Source organism: Streptomyces sp. HUAS TT7, from assembly GCF_051550175.1.
Classification (GTDB): Bacteria; Actinomycetota; Actinomycetes; order Streptomycetales; family Streptomycetaceae; genus Streptomyces.
This window is the reverse complement of the sequence record NZ_CP196175.1, coordinates 7183624-7202108: the sequence shown is the minus strand read 5'-3', so window position 1 is coordinate 7202108 and position 18485 is coordinate 7183624. Positions and strand designations below refer to the sequence as shown.

The 18485-nt window shown below is 65.8% G+C and carries 10 protein-coding genes and 3 rRNA genes; 3 read left to right on the top strand and 10 right to left on the bottom strand.

Going from position 1 to position 18485, the window contains the following annotated elements:
* Positions 1 to 4: 4 nt before the first annotated feature.
* The 7 genes from ACSHXC_RS32475 to ACSHXC_RS32445 form a co-directional block, all read right to left on the bottom strand.
* Positions 5 to 337 carry a small basic family protein gene (locus ACSHXC_RS32475; RefSeq protein ID WP_031069011.1) on the bottom strand — a complete coding sequence of 111 codons (333 nt, stop codon included), beginning with the start codon at positions 335 to 337 and terminating at the stop codon, positions 5 to 7.
* Positions 334 to 1266: a DUF881 domain-containing protein gene (locus ACSHXC_RS32470; protein ID WP_438294927.1), complete on the bottom strand. Its 933-nt coding sequence runs from the start codon at positions 1264 to 1266 to the stop codon at positions 334 to 336. Before ACSHXC_RS32470 ends, ACSHXC_RS32475 begins: the two co-directional genes overlap by 4 nt.
* Positions 1267 to 1354: 88 nt before the next feature.
* Entirely contained in the window at positions 1355 to 3850 is a 2496-nt protein-coding gene (locus tag ACSHXC_RS32465; RefSeq protein WP_399489928.1) for a sugar phosphate nucleotidyltransferase, read from the bottom strand.
* Between the two features lie 115 nt (positions 3851 to 3965).
* Positions 3966 to 4574, bottom strand: a complete 609-nt coding sequence (locus ACSHXC_RS32460) for a CDP-alcohol phosphatidyltransferase family protein (protein ID WP_189960694.1) — start codon at positions 4572 to 4574, stop codon at positions 3966 to 3968.
* Positions 4575 to 4767: 193 nt separating this feature from the next.
* Positions 4768 to 4884 (bottom strand): 5S ribosomal RNA (gene rrf, locus ACSHXC_RS32455).
* Between the two features lie 92 nt (positions 4885 to 4976).
* Positions 4977 to 8099 (bottom strand): 23S ribosomal RNA (locus ACSHXC_RS32450).
* 288 nt (positions 8100 to 8387) lie between these two features.
* Positions 8388 to 9913: ribosomal RNA gene (locus ACSHXC_RS32445) — 16S ribosomal RNA — on the bottom strand.
* Together the 16S, 23S and 5S rRNA genes form the textbook arrangement of a ribosomal RNA operon.
* Before the next feature lie 682 nt (positions 9914 to 10595).
* Here ACSHXC_RS32445 and ACSHXC_RS32440 point away from each other — a divergent pair.
* Both ACSHXC_RS32440 and ptsP read left to right on the top strand, forming a co-directional pair.
* Positions 10596 to 11045 carry a PTS sugar transporter subunit IIA gene (locus ACSHXC_RS32440; RefSeq protein ID WP_438294926.1) on the top strand — a complete coding sequence of 150 codons (450 nt, stop codon included), beginning with the start codon at positions 10596 to 10598 and terminating at the stop codon, positions 11043 to 11045.
* An 81-nt stretch (positions 11046 to 11126) separates the two neighbouring features.
* Positions 11127 to 12797 carry a phosphoenolpyruvate--protein phosphotransferase gene (gene ptsP, locus ACSHXC_RS32435; protein WP_438294925.1) on the top strand — a complete coding sequence of 557 codons (1671 nt, stop codon included), beginning with the start codon at positions 11127 to 11129 and terminating at the stop codon, positions 12795 to 12797.
* A gap of 114 nt (positions 12798 to 12911) precedes the next feature.
* On the opposite strand, the gene ACSHXC_RS32430 is transcribed toward ptsP, so the two are convergent.
* Together ACSHXC_RS32430 and ACSHXC_RS32425 are read right to left on the bottom strand one after the other, a co-directional pair.
* Positions 12912 to 13796 carry a hypothetical protein gene (locus ACSHXC_RS32430; protein ID WP_438294924.1) on the bottom strand — a complete coding sequence of 295 codons (885 nt, stop codon included), beginning with the start codon at positions 13794 to 13796 and terminating at the stop codon, positions 12912 to 12914.
* 24 nt (positions 13797 to 13820) lie between these two features.
* Positions 13821 to 15095: an MFS transporter gene (locus ACSHXC_RS32425; RefSeq protein ID WP_438294923.1), complete on the bottom strand. Its 1275-nt coding sequence runs from the start codon at positions 15093 to 15095 to the stop codon at positions 13821 to 13823.
* Between the two features lie 45 nt (positions 15096 to 15140).
* Between ACSHXC_RS32425 and ACSHXC_RS32420 the strand changes: the two genes are divergently transcribed.
* Positions 15141 to 16460: an aminotransferase class I/II-fold pyridoxal phosphate-dependent enzyme gene (locus ACSHXC_RS32420; protein ID WP_438294922.1), complete on the top strand. Its 1320-nt coding sequence runs from the start codon at positions 15141 to 15143 to the stop codon at positions 16458 to 16460.
* On the opposite strand, the gene ACSHXC_RS32415 is transcribed toward ACSHXC_RS32420, so the two are convergent.
* Complete coding sequence (locus ACSHXC_RS32415; RefSeq protein ID WP_438294921.1) at positions 16461 to 18449, bottom strand: acetoacetate--CoA ligase; 1989 nt, start codon at positions 18447 to 18449, stop codon at positions 16461 to 16463.
* Positions 18450 to 18485 lie beyond the last annotated feature (36 nt).

Here is an 18485-nt window from a genome sequence, read left to right as displayed (position 1 = left end):
GGCCTCAGGCCCTGAAGACGTGCCGGCGGATGGCGGCCGCGTTGGAGAAGATCCGGATGCCGAGCACCACGACCACGCCGGTCGACAGCTGCGCGCCGACGCCCAACTTGTCGCCGAGGAAGACGATCAGCGCCGCGACCACCACGTTCGACAGGAAGGAGACGACGAAGACCTTGTCGACAAAGATGCCGTCGAGCATGGCGCGAAGCCCGCCGAAGACCGCGTCGAGTGCCGCCACCACGGCGATCGGCAGATACGGCTCGACCACCGCAGGCACCTCGGGCCGGACGAAAAGTCCGACCACGACTCCCACGACGAGGCCAAGTACGGCGATCACGATGTGCCCTTCCCTGTGTCGGCCGCGCCCTTGCCGGCGCCCGTGGCCATTGGCTTTGCTGTGCGTACGGTCAGGCTCGGCGCCGCCGGGAGACGCACGTCGCCCTCGGCCGAAATGCTGGCCCTGATCCCGTAGTTCTGCTGCAGCACATGTAGGTACTGACCGTCCGCACTGTCCTGGAAGTCGGTACTCAGCTTCTTGCCGTCCCCCACCGCGAGCACCGTGTACGGCGGCACCAGTGGCCTGTTGTCGACCAGTATGGCGTCGCCCGCGGCCCGGATCGCCGAAAACGATGTCAGGCGCTGCCCGTTGATGGCGATGGCCTCCGCGCCCGACTGCCACAGCCCGTTGACCACGCGCTGCATGTCGCGGTCCCGCACCCGGCCGGTGTCCGCGAACGTCGTGCTCTCGCGCGGCCGGCTGCCGTCGCCCTGGGCAGTGTCCTTGGCGTCGTCCACGACCAGTTTCACGCCCGGGCCGTGCACCTCGGTGGCTCCGGACAGCAGCGCCACGAGTTCGCCCTGGTCGCCGCCGTGCTTCTCAAGTGCCTTGCGCTGCTGGTCCCCGACCTCGGTCCGCAGCCCGTCGACATCGCTCTGCAGCTTGTCCGCGGCCTTGGTCTCCGACTCGACCCGGTTGATCAGCTCCTGGCGCTCCTTGGCGACCACGGGAGCGGTGATGCGAGCTTGTGCGGCCCCGACCGTCACCACCAGGGCGGCGAGCACCAGACCGGCCGCGAGACCGAGCTTGGCCTTGAGCGTCCGCGGCATGCCGGCCTCGCCCTCGGCCTTGCGGCGCGCGGTGGCCTCCGCATAGCCGTCGTCCAGCGCGTGGTCCGTGACATTGGTCAGCAGCGACATCGACGCGTCGGGACGCGGAGGCGGAGACGGCGTGCTCCGAACGGGGGGCTGCTGCGGCATGCCGCACATCGTCGCACGTCGGCACCGCTACCACCGAATGGCCCCACCGGTGTGCCGGGCCGCACGTCCAAGCCCGGCCCGGCACACCCTTACGACGTCAGTGACCTGCGCTGTCGACCACCGCGGCCCATTCGTCGAGCAGCGCCTGCGCCGACACGTCGTCCGGCCCCTCGGCCCACAGATGGGTGACGGCCTCGGCCGGATCGGGCAGCACCATCACCCAGCGGCCGTCGGCCTCCACGACCCGTACACCGTCCGTCGTATCCACGAACCGGCCCCCTGCGGCCTCCACGACCCGCCGCATCACCATGCCCTTGACGGCCCACGGCGTCGGGATGTCCCGCTTCAGCACATGCGCCTGCGGTATCCGCGCGTCGATCTGGCTCAGCGTGAGCTGGGTGCGCGCGACCAGCCCGATGAGCCGCACGAACGCGGCAGCACCGTCGAAGACGCTGCTGAACTCGGGCACGATGAACCCGCCGCGCCCGTCGCCGCCGAAGATCGTGGACTCCTCGCGGCCCACCCTCGTCAGATCGTCCGGCGAAGTGGTCGTCCACTCCACCTGAGTGCCGTGGTATGCCGCGACCTGTTCGGCGATTCTGGTCGTCGTGACCGGCAGGGCCACCCGGCCGCTGCGCCGCTCGGCGGCGACCAGGTCCAGCATCACAAGGAGCGCCCGGTCGTCCTCGACGATCCGGCCGCGCTCGTCGACCAGCGAGAGCCGCTCGCCGACCGGGTCGAACCGCACCCCGAACGCGGCTCGCGCCGACGCGACGATCTCTCCGAGCCTCACGAGCCCGGCTCGCCGGCTCTCCGCGGACTCGGTGGGCCGGGACTCGTCCAGACCCGGATTGATGGTCAGCGAGTCCACCTTGAGCCGACCGAGCAGGCTTGGCAGCACCAGGCCGGCGCTCCCGTTGGACGCGTCCACGACAACCTTGAGCCCGGCCTCCGCGATGCCGGTGGTGTCGGCCGTGCGCAGCAGCGACCCGGTGTACGAGTCGAAGACGCTGGAGGGGAACTGCAGATCGCCGATCTCCCCCGGGAAGGCCCGCCGGTACTCCTGGCGTGCGTAGACCCGGTCGAGCTTGCGCTGCCCGGCCTGCGAGAGGTCGGCGCCCCGCTCGTCGAAGAACATGATGTCGACGGAATCCGGCACACCAGGCGACGTACGGATCATGATCCCGCCGGCGCTGCCCCGCGCGGTCTGCTGCCGCGCGACCGGCAGCGGCACGTTCTCCAGATCCCGTACGTCTATGGCACTGGCCTGCAGCGCCGAGATGACGGCCCGCTTCAGCGCCCGCGCACCGCGGGAGTGGTCACGCGCCGTGGTGACGGTCGACCCCTTCTTGAGCGTGGTCGCGTACGCACCCGCGAGGCGTACGGCCAGCTCCGGCGTGATCTCGACATTGAGGATCCCGGAAACACCCCGGGCCCCGAAGAGGTGGGCCTGGCCCCGCGACTCCCAGATCACCGAGGTGTTGACGAAAGCGCCGGCCTCGATGGTCTTGAAGGGGTAGACCCTGACATTCCCCTGGACAATCGATTCCTCGCCGACAAGGCATTCGTCCCCGATGACGGCGCCGTCCTCGATCCGGGCGGCCCGCATGATGTCGGTGTTCTTGCCGATCACGCAGCCACGCAGATTGCTGTGCTGACCAATGTAGACGTTGTCGTGGACGACGGCCTTGTGCAGGAATGCGCCGCTCTTGACGACCACGTTCGATCCCACGACGGTGTGCTCGCGGATCTCCACATCCGCTTCCACCTTCGCGTAGTCGCCGACGTAAAGAGGTCCGCGAAGCACGGCGTCGGGATGCACTTCCGCGCCTTCCGCGACCCACACCCCCGGGGAGATCTCGAAGCCGTCGATCTCCACGTCGACCTTGCCTTCGAGTACGTCGGCCTGCGCCTTGACGTAGCTCTCGTGCGTGCCGACATCCTCCCAGTAACCCTCGGCGACATAGCCGTAGATCGGCTTGCCTTCCTTCATGAGCTGCGGGAAGACATCACCGGACCAGTCGACGGACTTGTCGGCCTCGACGTAGTCGAATACCTCGGGCTCCATCACGTAGATGCCCGTATTCACGGTGTCGGAGAAAACCTGCCCCCACGTCGGCTTCTCCAGAAAGCGCTCGACCTTGCCCTCTTCGTCGACAATGGTGATGCCGAATTCGAGGGGATTGGGCACACGGGTCAGGCACACCGTGACGAGTGCGCCCTTCTCCTTGTGGAAATTGATGAGGTCGGTCAGGTCGAAATCGGTGAGGGCATCACCCGAGATGACCAGGAAGGCATCGTCCTTGAGGGCTGCCTCGGCATTCTTGACGCTGCCCGCAGTACCGAGAGGCTTCTCCTCGTTGGCATAGGTGAGCTCCATTCCGAGCTCTTCCCCGTCACCGAAATAGTTCCTGACGAGAGACGCCAGGAACTGTACGGTCACGACAGTCTCATTGAGCCCATGCCGCTTGAGCAGCCGCAGCACATGCTCCATGATCGGCCGGTTCACTACCGGCAGGAGCGGCTTGGGCATGCTCGAGGTCATGGGGCGAAGGCGTGTGCCCTCGCCACCAGCCATCACGACGGCCTTCATGTCGGAAACGTCCTCCTCGAAGAGACGACGGTTTGGCCGACTTCGCCCGAACGGGCAGGCCTCTGGCGTCACACACGGCTGCCGACTCGCCGCCGGGGCCCGCTGGTCGCCGAGCTCAATCGGCCGCTACGTCCGCCTTCACCAACCGGCGGACCTGAACCACATACAGGATTCCTGCCCACCAATAGAGAGTTGTACCCCATCCTGCGAACGCCCATCCGAAAATCGCCGCAAGGGAGGCAAGCCATCCGCTTCCGTCACTGAGCAGGAGCAGCGGGAAGGCGTACATCAAGTTGAACGTCGCGGCCTTACCCAAGAAGTTCACCTGGGGCGGCGGATAGCCGTGCCGGCGAAGGATTCCCACCATCACCAGAAGCATCAACTCACGAGCCACAAGGGCAGCGGTCAACCAAATCGGCAGGATCTCCCGCCAGGTGAGGCCCACCAGCGTGGAAAGGATGTACAACCGGTCGGCGGCCGGGTCGAGCAGTCGCCCCAGATTGCTGATCTGGTTCCACCGCCGAGCCAGCTTCCCGTCCAAGTAGTCGCTGACACCGCTCAGCGCCAAGACCAGCAGGGCCCAGCCATCGCTGTTCGGCCCGCCAAAGACGGGGCGGAGAATCAGCCACAGGAAGAGCGGTACGCCGACGAGGCGCGCCATGCTGAGAATGTTGGGGATGGTGAGCACCCGGTCCGTCTGAACGCGAGTCTCCTGGACCTCCACCCGGGGGCCTCCTGTGGGAAATGTGCCAACGATGCCCCCTGACCCTACCGTCAGCCAGGCTGACGGATGCACAGGGGTACGGGCACGGGCTCTCAGGACCGCAAACGCCGACCTCAAATGCCCCTGAAACGCGAGAAAGCCCCGCACCGTGATCCGTGTATACGGACCTGGTGCGGGGCTTTCCCCACAATTTGTTCGGCGGCGTCCTACTCTCCCACAGGGTCCCCCCTGCAGTACCATCGGCGCTGAAAGGCTTAGCTTCCGGGTTCGGAATGTAACCGGGTGTTTCCCTAACGCTATGACCACCGAAACACTATGAAGTTGAACACCGGAACCCACCGAAACCAGGGGTTCTCACGGCTGTTCATTGCTTCAGAACAAACACAGTGGACGCGAGCAACTGAGGACAAGCCCTCGGCCTATTAGTACCAGTCAGCTCCACCCGTTACCGGGCTTCCACATCTGGCCTATCAACCCAGTCGTCTACTGGGAGCCTTACCCCATCAAGTGGGTGGGAACACTCATCTCGAAGCAGGCTTCCCGCTTAGATGCTTTCAGCGGTTATCCTTTCCGAACGTAGCCAACCAGCCATGCCCTTGGCAGGACAACTGGCACACCAGAGGTTCGTCCGTCCCGGTCCTCTCGTACTAGGGACAGCCCTTCTCAATATTCCTGCGCGCGCAGCGGATAGGGACCGAACTGTCTCACGACGTTCTAAACCCAGCTCGCGTACCGCTTTAATGGGCGAACAGCCCAACCCTTGGGACCGACTCCAGCCCCAGGATGCGACGAGCCGACATCGAGGTGCCAAACCATCCCGTCGATATGGACTCTTGGGGAAGATCAGCCTGTTATCCCCGGGGTACCTTTTATCCGTTGAGCGACGGCGCTTCCACAAGCCACCGCCGGATCACTAGTCCCGACTTTCGTCCCTGCTCGACCCGTCGGTCTCACAGTCAAGCTCCCTTGTGCACTTACACTCAACACCTGATTGCCAACCAGGCTGAGGGAACCTTTGGGCGCCTCCGTTACTCTTTAGGAGGCAACCGCCCCAGTTAAACTACCCATCAGACACTGTCCCTGATCCGGATCACGGACCGAGGTTAGACATCCAGCACGACCAGAGTGGTATTTCAACGACGACTCCACCATGACTGGCGTCAAGGCTTCACAGTCTCCCACCTATCCTACACAAGCCGAACCGAACACCAATATCAAACTGTAGTAAAGGTCCCGGGGTCTTTCCGTCCTGCTGCGCGAAACGAGCATCTTTACTCGTAGTGCAATTTCACCGGGCCTATGGTTGAGACAGTCGAGAAGTCGTTACGCCATTCGTGCAGGTCGGAACTTACCCGACAAGGAATTTCGCTACCTTAGGATGGTTATAGTTACCACCGCCGTTTACTGGCGCTTAAGTTCTCAGCTTCGCCACACCGAAATGTGACTAACCGGTCCCCTTAACGTTCCAGCACCGGGCAGGCGTCAGTCCGTATACATCGCCTTACGGCTTCGCACGGACCTGTGTTTTTAGTAAACAGTCGCTTCTCGCTGGTCTCTGCGGCCACCCCCAGCTCAGAGTGCAAGACTCATCACCAGTTGTGGCCCCCCTTCTCCCGAAGTTACGGGGGCATTTTGCCGAGTTCCTTAACCATAGTTCACCCGAACGCCTCGGTATTCTCTACCTGACCACCTGAGTCGGTTTAGGGTACGGGCCGCCATGAAACTCGCTAGAGGCTTTTCTCGACAGCATAGGATCATCCACTTCACCACAATCGGCTCGGCATCAGGTCTCAGCCTCAACGTGCGACGGATTTGCCTACCGCACGGCCTACACCCTTACCCCGGGACAACCACCGCCCGGGCTGGACTACCTTCCTGCGTCACCCCATCGCTTACCTACTACCACCTTGGGTCGACGGCTCCACCACTTTCCATTCCCCGAAGGGTCCGGAACGGCTTCACGGCCTTAGCATTAATGGGCTCGATACTGGGCGTTTCAAAGCGGGTACCGGAATATCAACCGGTTGTCCATCGACTACGCCTGTCGGCCTCGCCTTAGGTCCCGACTTACCCTGGGCAGATCAGCTTGACCCAGGAACCCTTAGTCAATCGGCGCACACGTTTCTCACGTGTGTATCGCTACTCATGCCTGCATTCTCACTCGTGAACCGTCCACCACTAGCTTCCGCTGCAGCTTCACCCGGCACACGACGCTCCCCTACCCAACCCAACAGGCGTTGGCCCTATTGCTGGATTGACACGACTTCGGCGGTACGCTTGAGCCCCGCTACATTGTCGGCGCGGAATCACTTGACCAGTGAGCTATTACGCACTCTTTCAAGGGTGGCTGCTTCTAAGCCAACCTCCTGGTTGTCTCTGCGACTCCACATCCTTTCCCACTTAGCGTACGCTTAGGGGCCTTAGTCGATGCTCTGGGCTGTTTCCCTCTCGACCATGGAGCTTATCCCCCACAGTCTCACTGCCGCGCTCTCACTTACCGGCATTCGGAGTTTGGCTAAGGTCAGTAACCCGGTAGGGCCCATCGCCTATCCAGTGCTCTACCTCCGGCAAGAAACACACGACGCTGCACCTAAATGCATTTCGGGGAGAACCAGCTATCACGGAGTTTGATTGGCCTTTCACCCCTAACCACAGGTCATCCCCCAGGTTTTCAACCCTGGTGGGTTCGGTCCTCCACGACCTCTTACAGCCGCTTCAACCTGCCCATGGCTAGATCACTCCGCTTCGGGTCTAGAGCGTGCAACTCAAACGCCCTGTTCGGACTCGCTTTCGCTACGGCTTCCCCACACGGGTTAACCTCGCTACACACCGCTAACTCGCAGGCTCATTCTTCAAAAGGCACGCAGTCACGACGTTGAGTACAAGTACTCAACGCGACGCTCCCACGGCTTGTAGGCACACGGTTTCAGGTACTATTTCACTCCGCTCCCGCGGTACTTTTCACCATTCCCTCACGGTACTATCCGCTATCGGTCACCAGGGAATATTTAGGCTTAGCGGGTGGTCCCGCCAGATTCACACGGGATTTCTCGGGCCCCGTGCTACTTGGGTGTCTCTCAAACGAGCCGCATGAATTTCAGCTACGGGGGTCTTACCCTCTACGCCGGACCTTTCGCATGTCCTTCGCCTATCCATACGGTTTCTGACTCGCCCTGTCGCCGGCAGACGACAGAAGAGAGATCCCACAACCCCGCATGCGCAACCCCTGCCGGGTATCACACGCATACGGTTTGGCCTCATCCGGTTTCGCTCGCCACTACTCCCGGAATCACGGTTGTTTTCTCTTCCTGAGGGTACTGAGATGTTTCACTTCCCCTCGTTCCCTCCACATACCCTATGTGTTCAGGTACGGGTGACAGCCCATGACGACTGCCGGGTTTCCCCATTCGGAAACCCCCGGATCAAAGCCTGGTTGACGGCTCCCCGGGGACTATCGTGGCCTCCCACGTCCTTCATCGGTTCCTGGTGCCAAGGCATCCACCGTGCGCCCTTAAAAACTTGGCCACAGATGCTCGCGTCCACTGTGCAGTTCTCAAACAACGACCAGCCACCCATCACCCCCACCTTGCAGTGGAGTGCACTGGGGCCGGCAACCGAAGACACAACCTTCACGGCCGCACCTTCAGACACCCAACAGCGTGCCCGGCCCTCCCGTCCGTACCCGACCCGCGTTCCACGCTCCGAAGAGCAGTACTTGCGGCCCGAACCGGCCGAGAGCGCCGAATAGTCAACGTTCCACCCATGAGCTGACCGTGCAGGACACTTGCCTGCAGACGGTGCTGTGCTCCTTAGAAAGGAGGTGATCCAGCCGCACCTTCCGGTACGGCTACCTTGTTACGACTTCGTCCCAATCGCCAGTCCCACCTTCGACAGCTCCCTCCCACAAGGGGTTGGGCCACCGGCTTCGGGTGTTACCGACTTTCGTGACGTGACGGGCGGTGTGTACAAGGCCCGGGAACGTATTCACCGCAGCAATGCTGATCTGCGATTACTAGCAACTCCGACTTCATGGGGTCGAGTTGCAGACCCCAATCCGAACTGAGACCGGCTTTTTGAGATTCGCTCCGCCTCACGGCATCGCAGCTCTTTGTACCGGCCATTGTAGCACGTGTGCAGCCCAAGACATAAGGGGCATGATGACTTGACGTCGTCCCCACCTTCCTCCGAGTTGACCCCGGCAGTCTCCTGTGAGTCCCCATCACCCCGAAGGGCATGCTGGCAACACAGAACAAGGGTTGCGCTCGTTGCGGGACTTAACCCAACATCTCACGACACGAGCTGACGACAGCCATGCACCACCTGTATACCGACCACAAGGGGGACACCATCTCTGATGTTTTCCGGTATATGTCAAGCCTTGGTAAGGTTCTTCGCGTTGCGTCGAATTAAGCCACATGCTCCGCTGCTTGTGCGGGCCCCCGTCAATTCCTTTGAGTTTTAGCCTTGCGGCCGTACTCCCCAGGCGGGGAACTTAATGCGTTAGCTGCGGCACCGACGACGTGGAATGTCGCCAACACCTAGTTCCCAACGTTTACGGCGTGGACTACCAGGGTATCTAATCCTGTTCGCTCCCCACGCTTTCGCTCCTCAGCGTCAGTAATGGCCCAGAGATCCGCCTTCGCCACCGGTGTTCCTCCTGATATCTGCGCATTTCACCGCTACACCAGGAATTCCGATCTCCCCTACCACACTCTAGCCAGCCCGTATCGAATGCAGACCCGGGGTTAAGCCCCGGGCTTTCACATCCGACGCGACTGGCCGCCTACGAGCTCTTTACGCCCAATAATTCCGGACAACGCTTGCGCCCTACGTATTACCGCGGCTGCTGGCACGTAGTTAGCCGGCGCTTCTTCTGCAGGTACCGTCACTTGCGCTTCTTCCCTGCTGAAAGAGGTTTACAACCCGAAGGCCGTCATCCCTCACGCGGCGTCGCTGCATCAGGCTTTCGCCCATTGTGCAATATTCCCCACTGCTGCCTCCCGTAGGAGTCTGGGCCGTGTCTCAGTCCCAGTGTGGCCGGTCGCCCTCTCAGGCCGGCTACCCGTCGTCGCCTTGGTAGGCCATCACCCCACCAACAAGCTGATAGGCCGCGGGCTCATCCTTCACCGCCGGAGCTTTCAACCCCCCACCATGCGGTGGAAGGTGTTATCCGGTATTAGACCCCGTTTCCAGGGCTTGTCCCAGAGTGAAGGGCAGATTGCCCACGTGTTACTCACCCGTTCGCCACTAATCCACCCCGAAGGGCTTCATCGTTCGACTTGCATGTGTTAAGCACGCCGCCAGCGTTCGTCCTGAGCCAGGATCAAACTCTCCATGAATGTTTACCCGTCATCGGGTGCACACATCACGTAAGAGCGGGACGGAACCACCGGAATAAGGCGGCCCGTCCACAGCGTCCTCGCTGTGTTTGTCGCCACCCACACCCCAAAAGGGGACGGATGGACTTTTCAAAGGAACCTCGATCCGCCGGAGCGGATACGGGGTTGTCAATCTGGCGTTGACTTTTGGCACGCTGTTGAGTTCTCAAGGAACGGACGCTTCCTTCGTACTCACCCTCTCAGGCTTTCCTCCGGGCGCTTCCCTTCGGCATTTCGTGTTCCCAGCTTAGCAGATCCGATTTCCCGTTTCTGCCACCCGCTGGAGCGGGGATTTCGCTTTCCGGCCTTATCGGCTTTCCGGCGATTCAGACTCTAGCAAGTCTTTTTCGTCTTCCTGACCACCGTCTCCGCAAGCATGCAGAGTCGGAAATCCGGGTTAGGATCGTGACTTGGTAGGCGCCGCCGACCGCCGAATCACAGAGTTGTGATGGGGTCAGGCAGGAGTACGACAGTACAGGCCACCGGGAGTTGAGGCAAATCGTTTCCGGTGTGCACCTAGGTCCGCCAACCGGCACCTGTCGTGCGGAACTAGGACTTCTTATGACTTACCCTTCTGAACAGTACGCCGTCCAGGACAGGTAGTGACGGCGACACTAGAAGCTCCGCCCCTGGGAGGCTCCCCATGACTAGCGTGACGTCCCCACTTGCTGGAAAGGCCATCGGGCTCGCTGCAGTGCCCGACCCCGTCTTCTCCGGCGCGATGGTGGGCCCCGGCACCGCTATTGATCCCGTACGTGAGCCGTCGGCGGCCGTGGCGCCCGTGGATGGCGTCGTTGTGTCCCTGCACCCGCACGCCTTCGTCGTCGTCGACGCCGAAGGCCACGGTGTGCTGACGCACCTCGGAATCGACACCGTTCAGCTCAACGGCGAGGGCTTCGAGCTCCTCGTCAACAAGGGCGACACCGTGACGCGCGGCCAGGAGGTCGTGCGCTGGGACCCGGCCGCCGTCGAGGCCGCGGGCAAGTCCGCCATTTGTCCCATCGTGGCTCTCGAGGCCACCACTGACTCCCTCTCCGGTGTAGTCGACAGCGGTGACGTGAAGGCCGGCGACACGCTGTTCGGCTGGCAGTGACGCCCGCGCCGCTGCGACGGCGCGCCGGACGGACAACAACGGCGGCGGCGCTGACCGCCGCGACTATCGGAGACGGGTGAGATGGAGACAACGCTGCGAGGCGTCGGCGTGAGCCACGGTGTGGCGATCGGCGAGGTTCGGCACATGGGCACGGCGGTTCTCGAGCCGCCTGCCAAGCAGATCCCGGCATCGGAGCACGAGCGCGAACAGGGGCGCGCTCGCCAGGCCGTGGAAGCTGTGGCGGCCGACCTGATGGCGCGTGGCAATCTGGCCGGCGGTGAGGCGCAGGCCGTGCTCGAGGCCCAGGCGATGATCGCCCAGGACCCGGAGCTGATGGCCGATGTCGACCGGCGCATCGTCGTCGGCAGCACCGCCGAACGCGCGGTGTACGACGCGTTCTCGCACTACCGCGAGCTGCTCGCGGGTGCCGGCGAGTACATGGCGGGACGCGTCGCCGACCTCGACGACGTACGGAACCGGATCGTGGCGCGCCTGCTCGGCGTGCCGATGCCGGGTGTGCCGGACAGCGACGAGCCGTACGTGCTCATCGCGCGGGACCTCGCGCCCGCCGACACCGCGCTGCTCGACCCGGCCCTTGTGCTCGGGTTCGTGACCGAGGAGGGCGGGCCCACCAGCCACAGCGCCATCCTGGCGCGGGCGCTCGGTGTTCCGGCGATCGTGGCCCTGCCCGGCGCCGGTGAGCTGGCCGAAGGCACGCTGGTCGCCGTGGACGGCAGCACGGGCGAGATTTTCGTCGACCCGAGCGAGGAGAAGCAGGCCGAGCTGGAGCGGGCCGCCGCCGAGCGCAAGGCCGCGCTGTCCGCCTCGTCCGGTCCGGGTGCCACCTCGGACGGCCACAAGGTGCCGCTGCTCGCGAACGTCGGCGGTCCCGCCGATGTACCGGCCGCGGTGGAGGCGGGCGCCGAGGGCGTCGGTCTGTTCCGTACCGAGTTCCTCTTCCTCGACGACTCCGCCAAGGCGCCGTCCGAGGAGAAGCAGGTCGAGGCGTACCGCAAGGTGCTTGAGGCGTTCCCCGAGGGGCGCGTCGTGGTGCGGGTTCTGGACGCGGGCGCCGACAAGCCGCTCGACTTCCTGACCCCGGCCGACGAGCCCAACCCGGCGCTCGGTGTGCGTGGTCTGCGCTCGCTGCTCGACCACCCCGAGGTGCTGCGTACGCAGCTGACCGCGCTGGCCAAGGCCGCCGAGGGTCTGCCCGTGTACCTCGAGGTCATGGCGCCGATGGTGGCCGACCGTATCGACGCCAAGGCGTTTGCCGACGCGTGCCGGGAGGCCGGGCTGCAGGCGAAGTTCGGCGCGATGGTGGAGATTCCCTCCGCCGCGCTCCGGGCCCGCTCGATCCTGCAGGAGGTCGAGTTCCTTTCGCTCGGCACCAACGACCTTGCGCAGTACGCCTTCGCCGCCGACCGCCAGGTGGGCGCGGTGTCCCGGCTTCAGGACCCGTGGCAGCCCGCGCTGCTCGACCTGATCTCGCTGTCCGCCGAGGCCGCCAAGGCTGAGGGCAAGAGCTGTGGTGTGTGTGGCGAGGCTGCCTCCGATCCGCTGCTGGCCTGTGTCCTGACGGGTCTTGGTGTGACCAGCCTGTCGATGGGTGCGGCGTCCATTCCTTATGTGCGGGCGACGCTGGCGAAGTACACGCTTGCCCAGTGCGAGCGGGCGGCGTCTGCGGCTCGTGCCGCGGACACCGCCGACGATGCGCGCAAGGCCGCTCAGGCGGTGCTGTCCGGCGAGTGACCGGATGGTCGTGAGACCGGTGTGGTCGTGAGACCCGTGTGAGAGGGGCTTCCCGTCGCGGTGCGGCGGGGAGCCCCTTTTCCGTGCCTCCCCTGTGTCGTTCTCGTCGTTGCTTCAGTGGTGGCTGTCGGGCTGGTCGACGGGGAATCCGGCGCGGTATTCGACGTCGGGTTCCGGGGCGAGGGGGTCGCCGGTCGCCGCGTCGGTGCAGTAGGCGCTGAAGACCTCGCCCGCGGTCAGCGGGTCGAGCCGGCCCTGGTGCAGGCGCCAGCCGTGCAGTCGGTCGGGGGTGCCCGATTCAGTCGTACGGAGTACCAGCCCTCCGGCGCTGTGCAGGGCGATGCCCGCCGCGAGGACGGTCACGAACTCGGCCGCGTCCGTCTCGTCGATCCGTACCGGGTCGAAGCCCTCCCGCTCGGCGTGGAGGACGGCGATGAGCTGTTCCGCCTGGGCGGGGATGCTGCACACCAGGTGGTGGGTGCCCGGGCCGGCCGCTTCCAGCAGGCTCAGGACGAGGTGCGAGGCGCGGTCGAATGCCGCGCGCCCGATGTCCTGGCCGCATTCGGCGCACTCCCCCGCCTCGGCCAGGAGCAGCGTCGCGTACTCCCAAGTCGCTTTGCGGACGGCCTTGTTGATGAGTTGCGGAACCAGGCTGTCGATGGGCTGGCCCGCGTACGCCACGCAGGCGCCGCCCGCCGCCAGTTCGGCCGTGAAGCGGGTGCGGCTGTCCGCCGTGTCCGGGTCGAGGCCCTCCGACGTACAGAACTCGGTGAACTCGTCCGGGTCGAAGAGCGCGACCGTGGTGTGCGCGCCCTGGGCGGCGAGTGCGCGAAGCAGGCCTTCGACCTGGCGGAGGTAGGCCGTGTGGTCGTCGAAGGCGAAGGATCGGTATCTCGTCATGGCCGCGAAGTCGTGCGCGTCGGCGATCAGGCCGACGGTGCTCGGCATTTCACGGCGGAGTGTGCGCCGGATGGCCCGGATGTGATTGGCGTGCGCCATGTTTCCCCCTGAGCACGGTGTTGATCAATGCTCACTCACCGTAACCGACGGCACTGACAGCGGCGTCCGCCCGAGGCGCGGCCGGGCGAGACGGTGCTGGACCAGGCAGGTTCCCGCGATGACGGTGCCGAAGGTGATCCAGCCGACCGGTCCGGTCGCGATGGCCGCGGTGACGGCGAGGGGGCCGACGCTGCGCTGGACGGACTGGGCCAGGCCGTGCACCCCGAGGTAGGCGCCCTGTGCCTCGTCGGGCGCGAGGGCGATCGAGAGTTCCCAGGAGATCGTCGCGTGGATGATCTCGGCCAGCGTGAAGGCGGCCGTCGCGATCAGAAGGAAGGCGGTCGCGAGTGCGGCGCCGTGTACCGCGGAGGCCGCGATGGCCACGCCCGAGAGCGCGAAGATCACGGAGAGCGGGAACAGGAGCCGCCGGGCCGCCGCCGTGGTGGCGCCGAATCGCGCGAGAGGCACCTGGAGGCCGACCACCATCACGTTGTTGAGCACCATGAGCAGCGGGACCAGTCCGTGCGGGGCGTCGGTGGCGTGCACGGTCCAGAGCGGGAGGCCGACCTTGAAGACCGCGTCGTCCAGGAAGAGGACCGTTTCACTGGCCACGAAGGCCAGGTAGCGGCGGTCGCGCCAGGGGTTGGTCGGGCTCGGCCTCGCCGCCGGGCCGCCGGACTTGGCGACCGTGCGCGAGGGCGCCTGGGGTTCGGCGCAGAGCGCTGTGATGAGGGCGGAGCCGACGAACGAGAGGGCGTTGCCCGCGAGGAGCCATTCGTAGGCGGAGACCGAGCCGATGGCGAGGGCGCCTGCGGCGGCGAGGCCGCCGACGGCCCAGCCCGCGTTGGCGACGGTCCGGCTGACGGCCTGGTAGCGGACGCGGTCGGAGCCCGCGATCCGAGCCGCGTACAGCTTGGTCAGGACGTTGGCCGAGCGGTCGCCGAAGCTTCCTACGGAGGCGATCACGAGCAGCAGTACGAAGTTGTCGGTGGTCAGGAGCGCGAACGCGGCGACGGCACGCAGCGACTGGAGGCCGACGAGGACGCGGGTCAGTGGCAGCCGGTCGGCAATGCGGCCGCCGATGGGCGCCCCTGCGATTCCGACGGCTCCGGACGCGGCGACCAGGGTGCCGATCTGGGCGAGCGAGAGCCCGGCCACGTAAGTGAAGTAGAGAACGGAGACGGCTTCCCAGAGGCCGCTTCCGGTCCTGTCGACGAAGGCGACCGACAGCATCCGGCGGCCGTCGAGGCCTCCTGGGATGCGTTCCCACAGCGCTGCGCGTCGGCGGCTCCAGCTCATTGCTCCCCCTTGACGTACATTATGTATTGGTACAGAATCTCTTACGTGGCAGCACAATATTCGATCTCTGGTACGACAGCCAAGGGGATTGCCGCGTCCGTCGAGCGCGCAGTCGCCGACGGGGGCCTGGGCCCCGGTGACGCGCTCCCTCCGGTGCGCAGGCTGGCCGATGAGCTGGCGGTAAGTCCCGGCACGGTCGCCACCGCCTACAAGGAGCTGCGCGGGCGCGGTGTGGTCGTGACCCGTGGGCGCGGCGGAACCGTGGTGGCCCCAGAGCCGGCCGTCGCTTCCCGTAGGCCGCCCAAAGTCCCCGAAGGGCTGCGGGACTTGGCGGGCGGGCATCCTGACTCGGCCTTCCTGCCGGATCTGCCGGGGCTCGTCGCGCCGTCGACGGGGCCCCGCTCGCACCGGTCCACGCCACGGCTGCCGCAGTTGGAGGAGCGGGTGCGCGCATGGTTCGAGGGTGACGGGGTGCCGTCCGAGTGCGTGACGTTCGCCCATGGGGCGCTCGACTGCATCGCGCGGCTGCTGACCACGGAGTTGCGGCCCGGGGACGCTGTGGCCATGGAGGATCCCGGGTACCACCATCTGCTCGACCTGCTCCACGCCATGGGGCTGCGGACGATCGCGGTCGCCGTGGACGACGAGGGCATGCGGCCCAAGGACCTGCGGGAGGCGCTGCGCGGCGGGGCGCGGGCCGTCGTGTGCAGCCCGCGGGCACAGAATCCGTACGGGGGCTGCTTCTCCGAGGCGCGGCGCGACGAGCTGGTCGAGGTGCTGCGGCAGGCGCCCGAGGTGCTGGTGATCGAGAACGACCATGCCGCCGAGATCGCGGGTGCGGAACTCAACTCTCTTACGGAGGGCGGGCTTTCGCGGTGGGCGCAGGTGCGGACCGTGACCAAATACCTGGGCACGGACCTGCGGTGGGCGGCCGCCGCATGCGATCCGGTGACGCTGGCGCGGCACGACGGGCGGCTGCTGCTCACTTCCGGATGGGTGAGTCATCTGCTGCAGGCGGCCGTGCTGACCTTGCTGGACGATCCGTCGGCTCAGCTATTGGTGACGCGGGCGGAGGCCACCTATGGGGAGCGGCGTACGGCATTCGTCAAGGAGCTGGCCCAGCGCGGAATTCCGGGGCACGGGGCGAGCGGAATGAATGTGTGGGTGCCGGTGCGCGACGAGTCGGCCGTCGTCAACGGGTTGCGTACACGCGGCTGGTGGGTGGCGGCCGGGGCGCGCTTCCGTATGGGCTCGGCTCCCGGCGTACGCATCACCGTGGCCGGCCTGGACGGCGCGGACGCGGTGCGGCTGGCCTCGGACTTCGCCGATGTTCTCGGCGAGTCCGAGGCCACCTACGGGGGTTGATCAGCCGCGCTTGCGGGCGATGTCCTCGTAGAAGCGCAACAGGTCGAGATTGTCGACCGAGCCGGGGTTGACAGCCTTGTCGAGCGCCGTGCCTTGGAGGAGGCGCTTCACGGGGACCTCGATGCGCTTGCCCGTGAGGGTGTGCGGGACGCCCGGCGCCTCGATGATCTCGTCGGGGACATGGCGGGGCGAGAGCTGCTCCCGGATCGCCTGCTTGATCTTCGTGCGGAGTGCCTCGTCCAGGACCGCGCCCTCGGCGAGGTGCACGAACAGGGGCATCCAATAGCCGCCGTCCGGCTCTTCGAGGCCGATGACGAGGGACTCGCGGATCTCCGGGAGGCGCTCGACGACTTCATAGATGTCGGCCGAACCCATGCGCACGCCTTGACGGTTGAGGGTCGAGTCGGAGCGGCCGTGGATGATCACCGAGCCGTGGTCGGTGAGGGTGATCCAGTCGCCGTGGCGCCATACGCCCGGGAACATGTCGAAGTAGCTGTCGCGGTAGCGGCTGCCGTCGGGGTCGTTCCAGAAGCGGATCGGCATCGACGGCATCGGGTTGGTGACGACGAGTTCGCCGACCTCGCCGATGACGGGCCGGCCCTGCGCGTCCCAGGCTTGGAGGTCGGTCCCGAGGCAGGGGGCCTGGAGTTCGCCGATGTGCACGGGCAGCGTGGGGACCGCTCCCGCGAAGCAGGAGCAGACGTCGGTGCCGCCGCTGACCGAGGCGATCCACAGGTCCTCGCGCACCTCGTCGTGGAGCCAGCGGAACCCGTCGGGCGGCAGCGGCGAACCGGTGGTCGCGACGCCCTTGACGCGGGACAGGTCGAAGTCGCGGCTCGGATGCACCTCGGCCTTGCGGCAGGCCATGACGTAGGCGGCCGACGTGCCGAACAGGGTGGCGCCGGTGCGCTCGGCCACGCCCCACTGGGCGCCCGTGTCGGGGTAGCCGGGGCTGCCGTCGTACAGGACGACGGTGGTGCCGGTGAGCAGGCCGGAGACGAGGAAGTTCCACATCATCCAGCCGGTGGAGGTGTACCAGAAGAAACGGTCCTCGGGGCCGAGGTCGCAGTGCAGTCCGAGCTGCTTGAAGTGCTCCAGGAGGATGCCGCCCTGGGACTGCACGATCGCCTTGGGCAGGCCCGTCGTACCGGAGGAGTAGAGCACCCACAGGGGGTGGTCGAAGGGCACTTGCTCGAAGACGGGCTCCACCTCGTCCGAGGTGAGCGCGGACCATTCGAGGGTGCCTTCGGGGGCGGGTGTGCCGAGCAGCGGGATGTGCACGACGGCGCGCAGGGTGGGCAGTTCGCGGCGCAGTTCCGCGACGACGTCCGTGCGGTCGTGCTCCTTGCCTCCGTAGCGGTACCCGTCGACGGTGAACAGGACGACCGGCTCGACCTGCTGGAAGCGGTCGAGGACGCTGCGGGCGCCGAAGTCGGGGGCGCACGAGGTCCAGACGGCGCCGACGGCGGCCGAGGCGAGCAGCGCGGTGACCGCCTGCGGGACGTTGGGAAGATAACCGCTGACCCGGTCGCCGGGGCGTACGCCGAGGGCCCGCAACTGGGCGGCGAGCGAGCCGACTTGGGCCCTGAGTGCGGACCAGCTGGTCTCGACCGGTGAGTGGGTCTCGTCGACGTGCAGCAGGGCCGGGTCGTCTGCCCGCGCGGGGTCCTCGGCGGTGCGCAGCGCGTGTTCCGCGTAGTTCAGGGTGGCCCCCGGGAACCACTGCGCGCCGGGCATCGTTCGATCAGCAAGGACAGCTGTGTACGGGGAGGAGAAGCGGATGTCGAACCATGCGGCGACGGCTTGCCAGAAGGTGTCGAGTTCGGCGACCGACCAGCGGTGGAGAGCCGGGTACCCGCCCTCGGCCGGTGCCCCGTAGCGCTCGGCCGCCCAGACCTGGAAGCGGGTGATCCGCGCGGCGGCGATGCGGTCGGAGTCCGGCTGCCACAGGGGCGCGGGCTGCGGAGCGGGGTTCGCTGCTGAGGTCATGGGTCGGCTCCCGGGCTGTAACGCGTGATGTGCGTG